The following is a 16,429-nucleotide window of genomic DNA, read 5'->3' as shown; positions in this document are numbered from 1 at the left end:
TCAGGATCGTTCATATCCATGACTATTCCGGACAACCAGGGGTTAGAACAACCCTCCCGCTTGTCAGCGGGAGTCTTTCTTGGAAGGCGGCGGTGTCGATGACGCCGGTGCTTTCTTGTCGGACGCAGCCGTTCCGGCCTTGTCGCCGGACTTGCCCGCGCTTCCGCCGGCTGCGGCGGCCTTGACGGCAGCCGGATCAAGCGGCTGCAGCTCGAGATGAACGAGCTGCTGCCCATTTTCCTCGGTTACCGTCTGCGAGACTACGTAGCCTTCTCCGTTTGTTTGGCACGTCACGCCGAGGAACGAGCACAGCTCGAGCGCCTCGCGCATCGATTTGCCCTTCATTTCAGGAACCCCCAGTGAGGATGGCTCCTCCGTTGCCAGATAGACGGTTTGCGATGCGGTCACGCGCGTTCCCGCCGCCGGATATTGCCCGACGACCTTGCTCCCCTTGCCGAGCAGTTCAACCTTAAGACCCGCCTTCTCGAGCGATTGCTGCGCGGAGCCTTTGGCGGTGGCCGTCACATCCGGAACCTCAACGGTCGGGGATGCGGCATCGATCTCCGTCGACGTCTCGGACGTATTGGTCGACGTATCCGGCGGAACCTTCAAGTAGGCGAGCGTCTGCGACATGATCTCCTTGAATACCGGTCCGGTCAACTCCCCTGCCTTGTGGAAGTCGCCTCCGAGATCCGGCTGGTCCGCCATAACGGCAACAATCACCTTGGGATTGTCCGCCGGCGCGTAGCCGATGAACGAAATGTACCACGTATTGTCGGAGTACGTACTCTTGCCTTCCGGCACGATGTTGGCCGTTCCCGTCTTGCCAGCGACCCGGTAGCCGTCGACGGCGGCCCGCCAGCCGGTGTTGACGGACTTGTAGGCCGGGTCGACCGTCTTCTCGAGATACTCGGTCGTCTTCTTGGCCGTCTGCTCGGAGACGACCTGGCGTACGACCTTGGGCTGGAACGACTGCACCACTTCGCCTGTATCCGGGTTGACGATATCCTTGACGATATACGGCTGCATCAGCTTGCCGCCGTTCGCGATAGCCCCGTAAGCGGCCACCTGCTGAATGACGGTAGTCGTGATGCTCTGGCCGAAGGTGGCCCGCGCGATGTCGGACGGGTACGTCATGTTGATCTTGCCGTTCGCTTCCGCCGGCAGGTCGATACCCGTCTTGGTACCGAAGCCGAACTTGGTCATATAATCCTGAAGCCGTTCCTTCTGCAGCCGCTCATAGCCGAGAATGGCGAAGGCGACGTTACTCGAACGCTGCAGCCCTTCCAGGTAGGAGATCCGTCCCCAGCCGCTCCGATTGTAGTCGTGGACGGGACGGCCAGGCACATTGTACGTTCCTGATTGGTAAAAATCGTTCGGGTTGAACAAGCCCTCTTCAATCGCCCCGGCAAGTGTGACAATCTTGAAGGTGGAGCCTGGCTCGAACTGGGAGCCGACGGCCCGATTAATGTAATCGGTCCCCGCGTTGACCTCCCAGAATTTGTTCGGATTAAAGTCGGGAATGCTGGACATGCCGAGAATTTCCATCGTCGACGGATCGACGGCGACCGCCGTCAGGCTTTTCGGTTTCCACTTGGTGTAGGCCTCGCGAAGCGCCTTCTCAATATAGAACTGAATGTTCTGGTCGATCGTCAGCCGGACATCGTTGCCGTCGACGGCCGGCGTCATCGTAATCTTGGAGTCCGGCAGCTGAACGCCCATCTTGTCCCGTTCTCTTGACAGAGTGCCGTTCGTGCCGCTCAGAAATGTGTTGTACTTCTGTTCAATACCGCCGATCGCCTTGCCATCCCGGTCCGTATAGCCGATTACATGAGAGGCCAGCCGGTTGTTCGGGTAAAGCCGGTTTTGGGATTCTCTCAAATTGATGCCCGTGAGCGAGACCCCTGTCTTTTCCTTTATATCAGCAATAAGATCCCTGATCTTTTGGTATTTGTCGGCGTCGATTTTGTAGCCTTCGTTGCGCACTTCGACTTCCGTCATGAGGGTTTTGCCGTCATCCTTCGTCTTGGTGGCGAGCTTGTAGATCTTGTCCTCCAGCTTGGCAATCTCCGTGCTGTCCTGCGACTCGCTCAGCACTTGCGCCAGCCCCTGGGAAACTTCCTTCTCTATCTTCTTCGAATGGATAATCTTGGGATTCAAAGTAACGATATAAGCGATCGTGTCCTCCGCCAGCGTCTTGCCGTTGCGGTCCACAATCGACCCGCGTTTGGCGCGAAGCACCTCGTCTTCCTTCCACTTCTGCTCGGCCTGGCTCTGCAGCCAAGCCGCATCCACCACTTGGATCCAATACATTCTGCCAACCAGTGTGAGAAAAATCATTGTAAAGACAAATCCGAGGGCCAGAGATCTCAGCTTGATACGTTTCAAATTGGTTTGCTTCTTCATAAGCTCAGCCTTCCCTAAGGCTTCGTGGTCTTAGCCGCAACCTTGGAGGACGAGGCCGGAGCGGAGCCGTTCTTGTCCGTCAGCTTGACGATCTGGCTTTCCGACGGCGTTCTCAAACCGTTCTTCTTGGCTTCCGCCTCCAGAACGGCATAATCCTTCATCTTATCCATCTGCTGCTTCAGACTGCTCGCCTCAATGTTCGCATCCCGGATGGCTCTCTCGGATTTGCTGATCCGGGTGTTAAGATCATAGACGGAGGCGCTTTGCCAAATGGCCACTCCCCAAATGGCGATGGGCAGCAGCACCATGACCAGGTAGAACAGCTTCTCTCGAACGGGATTGTGCCGGCCGCGGCCGGAGCCGGGCTGAGGCAGCTTGACCGGTTCCTTCCGAACAACTTGCTTCTGCTGGAGCGCCGAGGTCCCTTGCGTGTAATAAGCCACTATGTTTCCTCCTCGCTTAGTATGGTAATTTCTCCGCCACTCTCAGCTTCGCCGAGCGGGAGCGCGGGTTCGCCTGCAATTCTTCCTCGGAAGGAGCAAGAGGCTTGCGATGGATCAGCTTCAGCACCGGCTTGCGACCGCAGACGCAGACCGGCAGATCCGGAGGGCAGGTGCAGCGGTTCGTCTGCTCGGCGAACGCCTGCTTGACGATTCGGTCCTCCAGCGAATGGAAGGTAATGACGGACATGCGCCCGCCGGGAGAAAGGCAGGCAATGCCCTGCTCCAGCGCGTCCTCGAGGGCGCCCAGCTCGTCGTTGACAGCTATGCGCAGCGCCTGAAAGCTCCGTTTGGCCGGATGGCCGCCCGTTCTTCTCGCCGCGGCGGGAATGCCTTCCTTGACCAGCTCCGCCAGCTCGGAGGTGGTCCGAATTGGTGCCTTCTCCCTTGCCTGCACGATCCGCGAGGCGATCCGGCGGGAGAACTTCTCCTCCCCATACGTGAACAAAATCCGGGCAATCTCAGACTCGTCCCAATCATTGACGATATCGGCCGCCGTCAGCATGCCCTGCGGATCCATCCGCATATCGAGCTCCGCCTCCTGGTTGTAGCTGAAGCCTCTCTCGGCTTCGTCCAGCTGCGGGGACGAGACGCCTAGATCGAACAAAATCCCGTCCACCTGGGGAATGCCTTCTCTCATCGGCACGTCCTGCTCGGCCAGCACCTCTTGCAAATGGCGGAAGTTGGTCTTCACCAGCGTCACCCGCTCCTCGAATGGAGCGAGACGCTCTCTCGCATTCGCGAGCGCCGCGTCATCCTGATCGAATGCGATCAGCCTGCCGCCCTGCCCGAGCAGCGAGGCGATGAGCTCGCTGTGCCCGGCACCGCCGAGCGTGCAGTCGACGTACACGCCGTCCGGTCTGATATGTAAGCCTTCCACCGCTTCTTTCTTCATCACGGTAATATGTTGAAACAATCCATGTCCCTCCGCTCTTTCCTGCTGTTGAGAACGTCAGCCTCCGCTTATAGATCGATCTGAAAGTCGACGAGCTTCTCGGCGATTTCGTTGAACGATTCCTCGGATTGCTGGAAGTAGTTCTCCCAGACGTCCTTGCTCCAAATCTCCACCCGGTTGGACACGCCGATGACGACGCATTCCTTGGTGAGCTTGGCATGTTCCACCAGATTGTTCGGCAAATTTACCCTTCCCTGTTTGTCCAGCTCGCATTCGGTTGCGCCCGAGAAGAAAAACCGGGTAAACGCCCTGGCATCGGACTTCATAAGCGGCAAGGATTTCAGCTTGGTCTCCAGCACCTTCCATTCGTCCATCGGATAGACGAACAGACACTGGTCCAGGCCTCGGGTGACAACGAAGCGGGGTCCTAGGTCTTCACGGAACTTGGCGGGAATGATCATGCGGCCTTTGTCGTCTATGCTGTGCTGGTGTTCCCCCATGAACATGAGCCGCCGTCCCCCTCCCACCACTTTGCCCCACTTTTCACCACTCTATATTAAATCTTCTCTATTATATCAAAAATTCCTGCCAAACCAAGTTGGCGTCCTCAAACTTTTTCGACAACTCCCTTTGTTTGCCAGAGGAGGGAGAAGGGTAAGGAACCGTATAGCCGTCAAACCCTCATCAAGAAGGAGGTCGATTCACATGTCTCTCGGCTTGGAACAATGGATCGGGGAAACGGTGGAGCTTGTTTATATGGACGACTCCGGCGTTCCCCGGCAGGAGCAGGTGGAGCTGCTCATTATCGGAGCCCGCTGTGTCACCGCCTTCAGTTACGAACGCAATGACGCCCTCATGTTCCGCAACGAATCGATTCTTGGCTTCATTCCGGTGCAGCGCCGGAATGCGACGCTCTATCATTGAACACACAACCGCCTCTACCGGCTGCGGACCGGAAGAGGCGGTTCTATGTTCACGGCAAAAACAGCCCATCCCGCATGTACGGGATGGGCTGTTCGATGATTCCGGACCAGAGCAGGGACACGGGCTTAAGCCGTCCGGCGCGCCGTGGCAAGAGCCCGTGAAGACCAGCTGGGCATCCGGTCTCCCGAACGCCTGGCGCGGCTCCCTGTTAGTGCTCCGTCCAACTGTCCAGATACTTTTTCTGTTCGTCCGACAGATGGTCGATCGACAATCCGAGCGAGGCCAGCTTGAAGCGGGCCACCTGCTCATCGAGCTCATACGGCACGTTGACGACCTTGCTGCCGATCGCTTCGTACTGCTCGTTGACATGCCTCAGGGACAGCGCCTGAAGCGCAAAGGTCATATCCATAATCTCCGCCGGATGGCCATCGCCCGCCGCGAGGTTGACAAGACGGCCTTCCGCCAGCAGATAGATCCGCCGGCCGTCCTTCAGCTTGTATTCCTCAATGTTGCGGCGCACCGTCCGCTTCGACTCCGAGAGCGCTTCGAGCTCTGGCTTGTTCACCTCGACATCGAAGTGCCCGGCATTGGAGAGGATGGCGCCGTCCTTCATGACGGCATAATGCTCGCCTCGGATGACGTCCCGGTTGCCGGTTACGGTGACGAAGAAGTCGCCGTGCTTCGCCGCTTCCTCCATCGGCATGACGGCAAAGCCGTCCATATACGCCTCGACCGCCTTGATCGCGTCGATCTCCGTCACGATAACATTCGCGCCGAGTCCCTGCGCCCGCTTGGCGACGCCTTTGCCGCACCAGCCATAGCCGACGACGACTACCGTCTTGCCGGCCACGACGAGGTTGGTCGTCCGGTTGATGCCGTCCCAGACGGATTGGCCCGTGCCGTACCGGTTGTCGAACAGGTACTTGCAGTAAGCGTCGTTGACGGCCACCATCGGGAATTGCAGCTGGCCCTCCCTCTCCATCGCCTTGAGGCGGAGAATGCCCGTTGTCGTCTCCTCGGCGCCGCCGCGCACGTTCTTGAGCAGATCCCTGCGCTCGGCGTGCAGAATCGTGACGAGATCGCCGCCGTCGTCGATAATGAGGTCAGGCTCGGTCTCGAGCGTCTTGATCAGCAGCTCCTTGTATTCCGCTGGGTCCGGGTTGTACTTGGCGAAGACGGTGATGCCGTCCTCCACAAGAGCGGCGCACACGTCGTCCTGCGTGGACAGCGGATTGCTCCCCGTAATGGCCACGCTCGCGCCGCCAGCAGCCACGACTTTGGCCAGATAGGCGGTCTTCGCCTCCAAATGCAGAGAGATGGCGACCTTAAGACCGGCAAACGGCTGCTCACGCTCGAATTCTTCCTTAATACGGTTGAGCACCGGCATATGGGCCGAAGCCCAATCGATCTTCAGATGGCCCTCGGGCGCGAGCGACAGATCGCGGATGATGCTTGCTTCTTTTGCGTTCATGGGGAAACAGCCTCCTGTCGGTACTTATAAATAAACGATCGTATGAAGAGGACGCAGCCGGAACGGCACGTCAATCAGCTCGTCAATCCAGCCGCTGCCGTACTTGTTCAAGTAGGCCAATACGTTGTAGACCCTCTCCTGGGGTTTGCCCAGCGGTTGGATGGTGAGCCGGATGCGCTCCAGCTGCCGGAGAGAAGCGTCGAACTGGGATTGGTGTGCCTCGGTAGCACGTGCCTCCAGGAAGGCGATCTGCTCGATAATCTTCTGCAGGTTCATCTCGCCCAGCTTCTTCATTCCCGGATTAATCGCCCCTACAGTCGCAAGCACAGGTGCGTACAGTTCTTCCACCTGCCGTTTGACGCCAGCGAACTGCTCCTCCAGGTGCAGCTCATCCTGCTGCTTCAGCCAGCTGTCCCGCCGTTCCTCGAAGCGTTCTGCGACGTCGTCCGGCGACAGCTCGTATTTCTCCATATGCTTCTTCACGGTTCCCTCGATCAGCGTGAACTCGCGGCGCGGAATAAGCACCGGCATTCTCATGCCGAGCGTGTGGAAGACACCCTTGGTCATGCCCCAATAGGCCAGCTCCCCGGGACCGAGGACCGCGCCGAGCACCGGCAGCAGGTAATCCTGCATGACCGGCCGGGTCATGACGTTGTTGCTGAACCGCTCCGGCTCTTCGGCAGCGAGGGCGGTGAGCTCCTCAAGCGAATAGCCCATCTCGGCTTTCTTGTCCACGAACCGGTCTCCGCTTCGGCGGAGCAGATGCCGCTCGCCATGTGCGTCGAACAGGAACAGATTCGCGTTGTCCTCCGTTGCATCCGCCTGTGGCGTGTAACCGAGCTCCCGGACGCGCTGGTAGCCTTCCAGCACTTGGTCGTTCACTTCCTTGCTCCGCCGAAGCAGCTCGGCGAACATCCGCCCTTCCAGCTTGCGGATGCCCGGATCGTCGGAATCCAGCAGCACGAGTCCGTGCTTGCCGAACAGCCAGGCCATCATCCGTCCGAAGAAATCGGATAGCGTAGCCGATTTGCCGGCGAACGTCAGGAGAGTCTCCATGAGCGGTCCTTTGAATTCCGTCTGCATCAGATGCCCGTCGAGCTGCTTCAGCGCATCCTCCCACGAGTCGATCGCCAGCCGGCTGATCGAGGTACGGATCCCGGTCGGATGCTCCAGCTTGATCTTGTCGACCGACTGCTGGGTAGATAACGAATAGATATGGTTCACTTCATCGAAATCATGATCCTCGCCAGCGATCCAGAAGATCGGCACGACCGGACGGCCCAGCTCCTTCTCCGCTTCGCGGGCCGCCTGCAGAATCGTGATGATTTTGTGAATTGTCAGCAGCGGACCCGAGAACAGTCCGGCCTGCTGCCCCCCTACGATGACGAGGGCGTCGTCCCGCTTCAGCTTCTCGATCGCCGCGAAGCTCGCAGGATCGTTATGCAGCTTGTCGTTATACCGGATCAGGCTGTGGATCAGCTCGGTCCGGTTCGCCGCCGGATAGCTCTTCTCGTCTACCCACTTCGCTCTTTCCTGCCAATCGGCCTTATCCCACGGGGAGTAATCGTACAGCTCCCGCACTATATCGTATTCGTGGCTGTAATCGCCGGCCAGCGTACGGCCGGTCCGGCGAATCCATTCCTCGAGATTCATCTGACGGCCACCTCGCTCTCTATGTACATGCTGAATTTGCGCCTCCCTGTTTCCGGAATGCGGTCAACTTGATTTTACACATCCGCTTACTTTTAGTCAAAAAGGAAAAACCGCCCCTAGGGGCGGCTAAGGTATCAGTACAGGTGGCAAGCCGTGATGTGGCCCGGCTTGATCTCCTTCATCGGCGGCATCGTCTCCGCACAAACCTGCATCGCGTGCGGGCAGCGGGTGCGGAACGGACAGCCGCTCGGCGGATTCAGAGGGCTCGGAACTTCGCCCTCCAGGATAATCCGCTCGCGCGTCCGCTCCACGTCCGGATCAGGGATCGGGATCGCCGACAGCAGCGACTGGGTATAAGGATGCAGCGGATTGGCGTACAGCTCCTCGGACGTCGTCAGCTCCACGAGCTTGCCCAGATACATAACGCCGATGCGGTCGGAAATGTGCTTGACCATCGCCAGGTCGTGCGCGATGAACAGATAGGTCAGGCCGTGCTGCTTCTGCAAATTCTGAAACAGGTTGATGACCTGGGCCTGGACCGATACGTCGAGCGCCGAGATGGGCTCGTCCGCGATAATGAACTGCGGCTCGATCGCCAGCGCACGGGCGATGCCGATCCGCTGGCGCTGGCCGCCCGAGAACTCGTGCGGGAACCGTCCCGCGTGTTCGGGATTCAGGCCGACGTCGGCGAGCAGCTGGAGGACGCGCTCCTTCCGCTTCTTTCCTTTATATAAGCCGTGAATATCGATCCCCTCGGCGATGATGTCGCCGACCGTCATCCGCGGGTTGAGCGAGGCGTAAGGGTCCTGGAACACCATCTGCATGTTCCGGGTGAACTCCCGCTGCTCCTTGGCATTCATCTTGGACACACTCTTGCCGTTAAAGACGATCTCGCCCTCCGTCGGCTCGTACAGCCGGATGAGCGTCTTTCCGACCGTCGACTTGCCGCAGCCGGATTCCCCGACGAGGCCGAGCGTCTCCCCTCGGCGAATTTCAAAGTTCAGGCCGTCGACCGCTTTGAGCGCGCCCTTGCCGAGATCAAAATGCTTCTTCAAGCCGCGTACTTCCAGAATGTTATCAGGCATGTACCTTTCCCCCCTTGCCGACAGGAGGCTCCACAGCCGGAGCGTCCGGGTGGAGCAGCCAGCAGGCAGCTTTGTGCTGATTCGTTACTTCGAATTTGTCGGGATCCTGCTGCAGACAAATGTCCATTGCATACGGGCAGCGCGCGGCAAAGGCGCAGCCTTTGGGAGGAGCAAACAGGTCGGGCGGCGTGCCCGGAATCGGAACGAGATCGCTCTTGTGCTCCAGGTCAAGACGCGGCACCGACTTCAGGAGGCCCCAGGTATACGGATGCTTCGGATTGTAGAAGATGTCGTCGACGGAGCCTTCCTCGACGATTTTGCCGGCATACATGACGACGACCCGTTGGGCCATGTCGGCCACGACGCCCAGATCGTGGGTGATCAGGATGATGGCGGTCTCCGTCTTCTCCTGGAGCTTCTGCATCAGCTCGATAATCTGTGCTTGAATGGTTACGTCCAGCGCCGTCGTAGGCTCGTCCGCGATGAGCAGCTTGGGGCTGCACGCGAGAGCGATCGCGATCATGATCCGCTGGCGCATCCCGCCCGACAGCTCGTGCGGATACTGCTTGATCCTGCCCTCGGGATTCGAGATGCCGACGAGCCGCAGCATTTCGACGGATCGTTCGGCCGCCTGCTCTTTGTTGAGCCCCTGATGCTTGATGAGGCCCTCGGCGATCTGCTTGCCGATCGTCATCGTCGGATTGAGCGAGGTCATCGGATCCTGGAAGATCATTCCCATCTCGGAGCCTCTGATCTTCTCCATGGCCCGCTCGGACAGCTTGGTGATATCGGATTTATTGTCGAACGTTATGGAGCCTTCCTTGATAAAGCTGGGCGGGGAAGGCACCAGCCGCATGATCGTTTGGGCCGTAACCGATTTGCCGCAGCCGGACTCGCCGACGATCGCCAGCACCTCTCCCTTGTACAGGTCGAAGGAAACGCCGCGGACCGCCTGGATTTCTCCGGCGTACGTCTTGAAGGACACCTTGAGGTCCTTCACGTCCAGAATTTTCGTTGGTTGTTTCTTCTCGCTCATGCTCTCTCCCCCTTACTTTCTCATCTTCGGATCAAGCGCGTCGCGGAGTCCGTCGCCCAGCAGGTTGAAGCTGAGCAGGATCAGGCTGAACACGGCCGTCGGCAGCAGCATCTGGTGCGGGTAGAACCGCATCGTCTGAGCGCCGTCAGATACGAGCGACCCTAGCGAGGCAAGCGGCGGCTTGATGCCGAGGCCGATGAAGCTGAGGAAGGCCTCGACGAAGATGGCGTTCGGCACGACAAAGGTGATCTGTACGACGATGATGCCGAGCGCATTGGGAATCAGGTGCTTCAGGATGATACGCAGCGGCTTGGCGCCGAGCGTCCGGGCCGCCAGCACATATTCCTGCTCCTTCATCTGCAGCACCTGGCCGCGGACGAGCCGCGCCATCGGCACCCATCCGGTAATGGAGTAGGCGATGATAATGGTTGAGATCCCCGGCTCCAGGTACATGATCAGCAGAATGGTGACGAGCAGGAACGGAATCGAGTAGACGATCTCCGACGCCCGCTGCATGATGTTGTCGACCCGGCCGCCCAGATAACCGGAGATGCCGCCGTACAGCACTCCGACGATGAGGTCGATGACCGCCGCGGCCAGACCGATGAAGAGCGAGATGCGAGTGCCCCACCAGATCCGGACCCACAGGTCGCGTCCGAACTGGTCGGTGCCGAACAGATGCTCCAAGGAAGGCTTCTGGTTGGTTACGTCATAATCTTGCGTAGCATAATCATAACTCGAAATGAACGGCGCGAAAATAGCAAATAGGGTCAGCAAAATCAATATAATGAGGCCGGTCATCGCCAGCTTGTTTTTCTTAAGTCGTCTCCACGCGTCCTGCCAGTAGTTGAGCGAAGGGCGGACGATCCGTTCCTGGTCCAGGTCGCGCTTGACGGGAGCGAACAGTTCTTTTTTCAGCTGCATCATCGCTACTTCCTCCCTTTCGCCAGACGGATTCGCGGATCTACAAGACCATATAGAATATCAGTCAAAAAGATAACGACAACGAGAATAGCGGAATAGAAAATCGTGAGGCCGCCAATCATGGTAATGTCCTTGGTCTGGATCGATTGCACGAAGTGCTTGCCGAGGCCGGGAACGGAGAAGATCTGCTCCACGATCAGCGTACCGGTAATGACATTGACGAAGATAGGGCCGAGCACGGTAATGACCGGCAGAATGGCGTTGCGGATCGTATGCTTGATGACGGTCGACGTTTGGGACAGGCCTTTGGCTTTGGCCGTCTTGATATAGTCCTGGTTCAGCACGTCGAGCATGGAAGTCCGCATGAGACGGGCGAGAATGGCGACGGTAGAGAACCCGAGCGCGATCGCAGGCAGAACGCGGTGCTTCGGGGTGTCCCAGAGCCCGGGAGGGAACCAGCCGAGCTTCACCCCGACATAATAGGAAAGCAGCGGGCCGAGCACCATGGAAGGAATCGACACGCCGACGACGGCGGTGAACATGGCGGCGTAATCTAGACCCCGGTTATGGTTGAGCGCCGCTATGATCCCGAGCAAGAGTCCGATCACGACGGCGATGAGCAGCGCCCACAGGCCGAGCTCGAGAGAGGCCGGAAACGATTGTGCGATTTTTTCGTTGACGGACGTATTCGGGTATTGGAACGAGACGCCCAAATCCCCTTTTAGCACATTGCCCATGTACTGCAAATATTGCTGAAACATCGGTTTGTCGAGACCATACTGCTGATACAGAACCGCCCTTTGCGCCGCGGACATTTTTTGCGACATCTCTCCAAACGGGTCGCCGGGCAAATTCATCATGAGAAAGAACGTAACGGTTGTAATAAGAAACAACGTTATGATCATGGAGATCAAACGGCGAATAACGAATTTTAGCATGCGACACCTCCAACACGGTTTCCTATCAGGGATTCGCCGAATCCCGCCAAGCAGGGCCGCCAGTTAAGGGACGTGCCGGTATGTCCGAAACCGGCCGTCTCAAAAAAAAGGGCCGTTCTGCCAGTTTGCAAGAACGGCCCCTTCTATCTGGTGGCATATGATGCGGATCTTGCTATCTACTTAATGGATGTCCACTTCAGATCCCATTCGATCCCGAAGCTTGGCAGAACGATTCCTTCCACTTTCGGCGCTTTCGCGTAAACCTTGCTGCGGAAGTAGAGCGGGCCGATCGGCATTTCGTCCATCAGCAGCTTCTCGGCTTCCACCAGCACCTTGGACCGTGCGGCCGGATCTTTCTCGTCTTCAGCTTTCTTGATCAGCTCGTCATATGCCGGGCTAGACCAGTCGGTCGTGTTCAGCGGGCTGGTCGACGTCCACATGTCCATGAATGTCATCGGATCGTTGTAGTCCGCGCCCCACAGGCTGACCAAGACCTCGTAATCCTTGCTGTTTTGTCTGTCGACGCGCAGCGCGTGAGTGATCGGCTCAGCTACGGCTTCGACACCGAGGTTCTGCTTCCACTGGGCGAGGATGAATTCGAGCGTCTTCTTAGCACCATCGGTATCGTCCGCCGTTACCTTGAACTTCGGCAGCTGGGTCATGCCGAGCTCCTGCAGACCCTTTTGCAGAAGCTCTTTCGCTTTGGCCACATCGTACTTCGGCTGGGTATCCCCGGCCACCTTGCGGAATTCCTCATTGTTGCCGTCCGCGGTGCCCGCAGGTACGAGGCCGGTCGCCGGTACGGAGCCGTTCTTCAGCACCGTCTCGACGTGCGCCTTGCCGTTAATGGCCATCGTCAGCGCTTGGCGAATGTTCTTGTTCGCGAGGAACGGCGCTTTCTTCTGCTCGAACATCAGGTAAGCGCTCGTCAGTTCTTTCTTGACGGTGTACTCCGGCTTGCCTTCGAACTGCTTGACATAGTCGCCGGTCAGGTCTGTCAAATCGGCTTCCTTCGTATCGAACAGGTTCACGCCCGTTGCCGGCTCCTTCACGATGTTGACAGTGAACTTCTCCAATTTCACATTAGCCGCATCCCAATACTTGGGATTTTTCTCGAACACGAGCTTCTGCTCATGCGCCCACTCTTTCAAAATGAACGGTCCGGCGCCGATGACCTTGTCGGGATCCTTGCCGTACTTGTCCCCTTGCTGGGCGACAAAATCTTCTTTTTGCGGGAAGAAGAGTGGGAAGGCGAGCAATTGGGTAAAGAAGGTTACCGGCTTCTCAAGCGTAATTTCGAGCGTCTTGTCGTCGAGCGCCTTTACGCCGAGCGCGTCCTTCTTCGCCTGAACCTCTTCCGGCTTGGCGGTAATGAGCGCTTCGCCGCCCTTGATCCAGCCCACCATGAAGTTGTATTGGGCTTTGGTCGCCGGGTCAAGCGTCCGCTTGAAGGAGCTTACAAAATCGCTTGCTTTGAGAGGCGAACCGTCCGCCCACGTCAGGTTGTCGCGGAGAGTAATCGTGTAGGTCAGTTTGTCTTCGGATATTTTAGGCATGTCCTTTGCGAGACCCGGAGTAGGCTTGCCGTCCTTGTCCAGCCGGTACAGTCCTTCGTTCAGCGCATTGATCATGGTGAACGCGGCGTTCGTCGTCGCTTTGGAGCTGTCGAGCACAGGCGGTTCGGCCGTAAAGTTGATATTCATCTCCTGCTTGGCCGCAGAGCCGCTTGCGCCTCCGTCACCGGAGGAGTTCTTTGTGTCGTTGTTGCCGCAGCCGACGGCTGTGGTGCCGAGCACCGTTACCGCGAGAGCAGCGACCATGGTCTTCTTTAGTGTCATGATGGCCTCCCTAATCAATGAATGTTGTGGTGCTGGTCGGTCAGGTGCACGCCAAAGACACCGCACACCCCCTAACCAAATACCCGGGTAAAAGGTCATGAGAAAAGGCGAAATAGTTAAATAATTATGAAAGTAATTATACAACCACTGGTTAATAAAATCTACGCTTTTTTAAAAAGTTTGTAGTCACTAACAAACGAGAAGTTTCTTCCAGACGGCGTTCGTCCGAAAGAAACTTCCCGTTTTTTTGCTTGCTATGGTCCTAAATTTTCACATCGATCGTCTTGCTTGCCGACTTGGCTTTGACCAGCCAGTACAGCAGCTGATGCGATTTGGCCTCGAAGCCGCATTCTGCGCCGAGTCGGAGGAGGCTGCCCGTAATGGCCTCGATCTCCGTCTCCCGCCCGGCCAGCACGTCCTGCAGCATGGAGGACTGGTTGCGCGCCGTCCGCAGGCAGACGCCGGTCACCTGCTCCCACAAATTCTCCGAGACGATGATTCCCTGGCAGCCCGCAATGCCTGCCGCCTCCTTGTACAGTGCCCGCATCGCCTCTAGCAGCTCCGGCCGCTCAAGCAGCTCCCCGTTCCTGACGTTCAGGACGGCAGTAAGCGGGTTGATCACAGCATTGATGATCAGCTTGTTCCAGACCAGCTGCTCCATGCGGGGTGCGTAGGCTGCCTCGAATCCCGCCTCTCGGAGCCGCTGCAGCAGCCCGGCCTCCGGCCCGTCCGGCACATGACGGAGCGCCTCTGGATAGACCGGCCCGAGCCAGGTGATGCCGCGGCCAGTATGCTCCACCTCGCGGGGACCGGTTCTCCTCGCCCCCTCGGTAGTCACCGCAGCGAAGAGCCGCTCGGCGCCGAGCGCCCCCGCCAGCACCTCGGTGTGGCCGACGCCGTTTTGAAAACAGGCGACCCGCGTGCCCGGCCCGCACATGGCCGCCAGCCGCTGGGCAAATGCCGGCGTGATCGCCTTCTGCTTGACGGTGACGAGAAGCCAGTCCGGCTTCCGTTCCTCCGTCCGCTCCTCCTCATCGGCGAGGACGGACAGCGAAATCTCTCTTGCCTCCTCGCCTTCGATGAGCCTCAGCTTGTCCCGGCGCAAGAACTCCGCCTGGGAGGTCGTCCTGCAGAGCAGCTCCACCGAGGAGCCTCCGGCCGCGAGCCGCCCGGCAAGCAGCAGCCCGAGCGAGCCTCCTCCGACAACCCGTATGTTCACAATCGCCAGTTCCCTCCCCTCGTTTCTGCAGCAGTTCGAGATTCTGGCACCATTATAGCATGCGCCGGCCCTTCTCCAGGCAAATGGCAAAAAACCTCCGCGCCATGCGCGTAGGCTTTTCCCGGCCGACAGCCGCGGCGTCGGTTCCTTGCCGGACGGCCGACGTACAAGGGCTACTATTCGATTCGTTCCAGATTGCCGTTAGCATCCATCTTGAAGCGCGACTTGTTGTCGTCTTCCTCCTCGACGAGGAACGCCAACTTCCTGGCGCGGTCCATAATCTGAATCAGCGCCTTGTAGTCGTCGTTGACGACCTGGTAGTCGGTCTGCACCTCGTTCACCTGCTTGCTGAGCCGTTCGTTCTCGCGGCGCAGCCTGTCGGCTTCCTCCTGCAGCTCCTGCATCTCCCGCTCCACCCCTTTGGCCTGCCGCGCCAGCTCCTGGTAGGCGTGCTTCCACTGCTTGAGGAAGCGGATGACGGTGTCGAAGCTCAAGCTTTCCTCCGAGACGCCGTCCGTACGTACCGCAACTTCGTTGGTTTCCAGCATTCCGAGGGCCGAAACACTCGGCATCGTCACCTGGGCGTGCTTCTTGTACTGGCTCCGCTTCTGCCGCTGGGCTTTGGCGATCTGGATTGCCGCCTCGTATTTTTTGCGGACGCAGCTGTTCCAGCGGAATCCGCATGCTGCCGCCGTTCTTCCGATCTTCTCGCCGACCTCCTCGAACGCGGTCAGCTGGGTGCTTCCTTCCCGAATATGACGGAGCGTCACTTCCGCCAGAACCAAATCATCTTCTTCACTCCATGCATCTTGTCTTACTGCCGACATCGCATACCCTCCCAACCTATAGTACAAGGACTCGCATGTTTTGTGGTGTCCGGGCCGCGATCTTCCGTACCTCTACACGGTCCCGCCGATACATTATCTCTATGCCCATACTAGAGTTCATAGAATCTATTTGATACTAAAAGGTATTTCCAAAATTCAGACGGCTCATACATGTTTGGCGAAGTTAAGGGGAAACCTGTAAAGGAAAGCGGAGCTAGCGAAAACTTTGTCGATTCCTTCTCGCTTTGCCAGTTTACACTCCAGGAACTGGACGCTATAATAGGATGGAGATAATTGCGAACGTAACAGTGAAGGGAGGTTGTCATGTGGCACGCATGTATCGTGTTCTAGGGTTCTGGACACTTGTAATCGGATTGATGGCTCTGGCCGGCGACTTGATTCCGATGGCGCTTCTTTTCTTCTTCCAGACAGCCGTCTTTGCGGTGTTGGGCTATATGAATCTGACGGAGCGTACCTACATAGTCTTGTTTTGGGGGTACATGTTTATCGCATTTACCGGCTTTACCTACTGGTCTTTCTTCAAAATGCCGCTTTAGGGCCCGAGGAACTCCGGACAAGCAAAAAAACGACCGCTGCGGCGGTCGTTTTTTTGTGCGTTCCTTCCGTCCCCCCGCCCACGTGCAGGCGAGAACTAGGCGATGCGGCGCCTGCCGCATGCCCGCGCTTGCCGTACCGCCGCCCCGAGAAGCGAC

The 16,429-nt window shown here is 58.2% G+C and carries 15 protein-coding genes; 2 read left to right on the top strand and 13 right to left on the bottom strand.

Going from position 1 to position 16,429, the window contains the following annotated elements; translation table 11 throughout:
• Positions 1–63 precede the first annotated feature (63 nt).
• The 4 genes from KJS47_RS14290 to mraZ are packed head-to-tail and all read right to left on the bottom strand — an operon-like array spanning position 64 to position 4,307.
• Positions 64–2,406: a penicillin-binding transpeptidase domain-containing protein gene (locus KJS47_RS14290; protein ID WP_213525696.1), complete on the bottom strand. Its 2,343-nt coding sequence runs from the start codon at positions 2,404–2,406 to the stop codon at positions 64–66.
• A 14-nt stretch (positions 2,407–2,420) separates the two neighbouring features.
• A complete protein-coding gene (locus KJS47_RS14285; RefSeq protein WP_213525695.1) occupies positions 2,421–2,849 on the bottom strand; it encodes an FtsB/FtsL family cell division protein in 429 nt (142 codons plus the stop codon).
• A gap of 16 nt (positions 2,850–2,865) precedes the next feature.
• Positions 2,866–3,822, bottom strand: coding sequence for a 16S rRNA (cytosine(1402)-N(4))-methyltransferase RsmH (gene rsmH, locus KJS47_RS14280; RefSeq protein ID WP_213525694.1), 957 nt, complete (start codon positions 3,820–3,822; stop codon positions 2,866–2,868).
• A gap of 47 nt (positions 3,823–3,869) precedes the next feature.
• A complete protein-coding gene (gene mraZ / locus KJS47_RS14275; protein ID WP_213525693.1) occupies positions 3,870–4,307 on the bottom strand; it encodes a division/cell wall cluster transcriptional repressor MraZ in 438 nt (145 codons plus the stop codon).
• A gap of 199 nt (positions 4,308–4,506) precedes the next feature.
• Between mraZ and KJS47_RS14270 the strand changes: the two genes are divergently transcribed.
• Entirely contained in the window at positions 4,507–4,725 is a 219-nt protein-coding gene (locus KJS47_RS14270; RefSeq protein WP_213525692.1) for a hypothetical protein, read from the top strand.
• A gap of 208 nt (positions 4,726–4,933) precedes the next feature.
• Here the strand turns inward: KJS47_RS14270 and KJS47_RS14265 are convergent, their stop codons facing one another.
• The 9 genes from KJS47_RS14265 to KJS47_RS14225 all read right to left on the bottom strand — a co-directional run bounded on the left by KJS47_RS14265 (position 4,934) and on the right by KJS47_RS14225 (position 15,716).
• Positions 4,934–6,196, bottom strand: coding sequence for an adenosylhomocysteinase (locus KJS47_RS14265; RefSeq protein ID WP_213525691.1), 1,263 nt, complete (start codon positions 6,194–6,196; stop codon positions 4,934–4,936).
• Positions 6,197–6,220: 24 nt separating this feature from the next.
• The gene (gene bshC, locus KJS47_RS14260) at positions 6,221–7,849 is read right to left on the bottom strand and encodes a bacillithiol biosynthesis cysteine-adding enzyme BshC (protein WP_213525690.1); all 1,629 of its coding nucleotides are present in this window, start codon (positions 7,847–7,849) and stop codon (positions 6,221–6,223) included.
• A gap of 134 nt (positions 7,850–7,983) precedes the next feature.
• Positions 7,984–8,934: an ABC transporter ATP-binding protein gene (locus KJS47_RS14255; protein WP_213525689.1), complete on the bottom strand. Its 951-nt coding sequence runs from the start codon at positions 8,932–8,934 to the stop codon at positions 7,984–7,986.
• A complete protein-coding gene (locus KJS47_RS14250) occupies positions 8,927–9,970 on the bottom strand; it encodes an ABC transporter ATP-binding protein (protein ID WP_213525688.1) in 1,044 nt (347 codons plus the stop codon). The genes KJS47_RS14255 and KJS47_RS14250 overlap by 8 nt, the downstream gene beginning before the upstream one ends.
• 12 nt (positions 9,971–9,982) lie before the next feature.
• Positions 9,983–10,894, bottom strand: a complete 912-nt coding sequence (locus KJS47_RS14245) for an ABC transporter permease (protein ID WP_283772082.1) — start codon at positions 10,892–10,894, stop codon at positions 9,983–9,985.
• A gap of 5 nt (positions 10,895–10,899) precedes the next feature.
• Positions 10,900–11,832, bottom strand: a complete 933-nt coding sequence (locus KJS47_RS14240; protein ID WP_213525686.1) for an ABC transporter permease — start codon at positions 11,830–11,832, stop codon at positions 10,900–10,902.
• A 176-nt stretch (positions 11,833–12,008) separates the two neighbouring features.
• On the bottom strand, positions 12,009–13,670 hold the full coding sequence (locus KJS47_RS14235; protein WP_213525685.1) for a peptide ABC transporter substrate-binding protein: 1,662 nt from the start codon (positions 13,668–13,670) through the stop codon (positions 12,009–12,011).
• A 262-nt stretch (positions 13,671–13,932) separates the two neighbouring features.
• The gene (locus KJS47_RS14230) at positions 13,933–14,889 is read right to left on the bottom strand and encodes a ketopantoate reductase family protein (protein WP_213525684.1); all 957 of its coding nucleotides are present in this window, start codon (positions 14,887–14,889) and stop codon (positions 13,933–13,935) included.
• A gap of 176 nt (positions 14,890–15,065) precedes the next feature.
• On the bottom strand, positions 15,066–15,716 hold the full coding sequence (locus KJS47_RS14225) for an RsfA family transcriptional regulator (RefSeq protein WP_213525683.1): 651 nt from the start codon (positions 15,714–15,716) through the stop codon (positions 15,066–15,068).
• Between the two features lie 326 nt (positions 15,717–16,042).
• Here KJS47_RS14225 and KJS47_RS14220 point away from each other — a divergent pair, with 326 nt between their 5' ends.
• The gene (locus KJS47_RS14220; RefSeq protein ID WP_213525682.1) at positions 16,043–16,273 is read left to right on the top strand and encodes a DUF2626 domain-containing protein; all 231 of its coding nucleotides are present in this window, start codon (positions 16,043–16,045) and stop codon (positions 16,271–16,273) included.
• Positions 16,274–16,429 lie beyond the last annotated feature (156 nt).

The organism is Paenibacillus sp. J31TS4 (genome assembly GCF_018403265.1).
Taxonomy (GTDB): domain Bacteria; phylum Bacillota; class Bacilli; order Paenibacillales; family NBRC-103111; genus J31TS4.
Note: the sequence above shows the minus strand (reverse complement) of the source record. Positions and strands in the feature narration are given on the sequence as shown.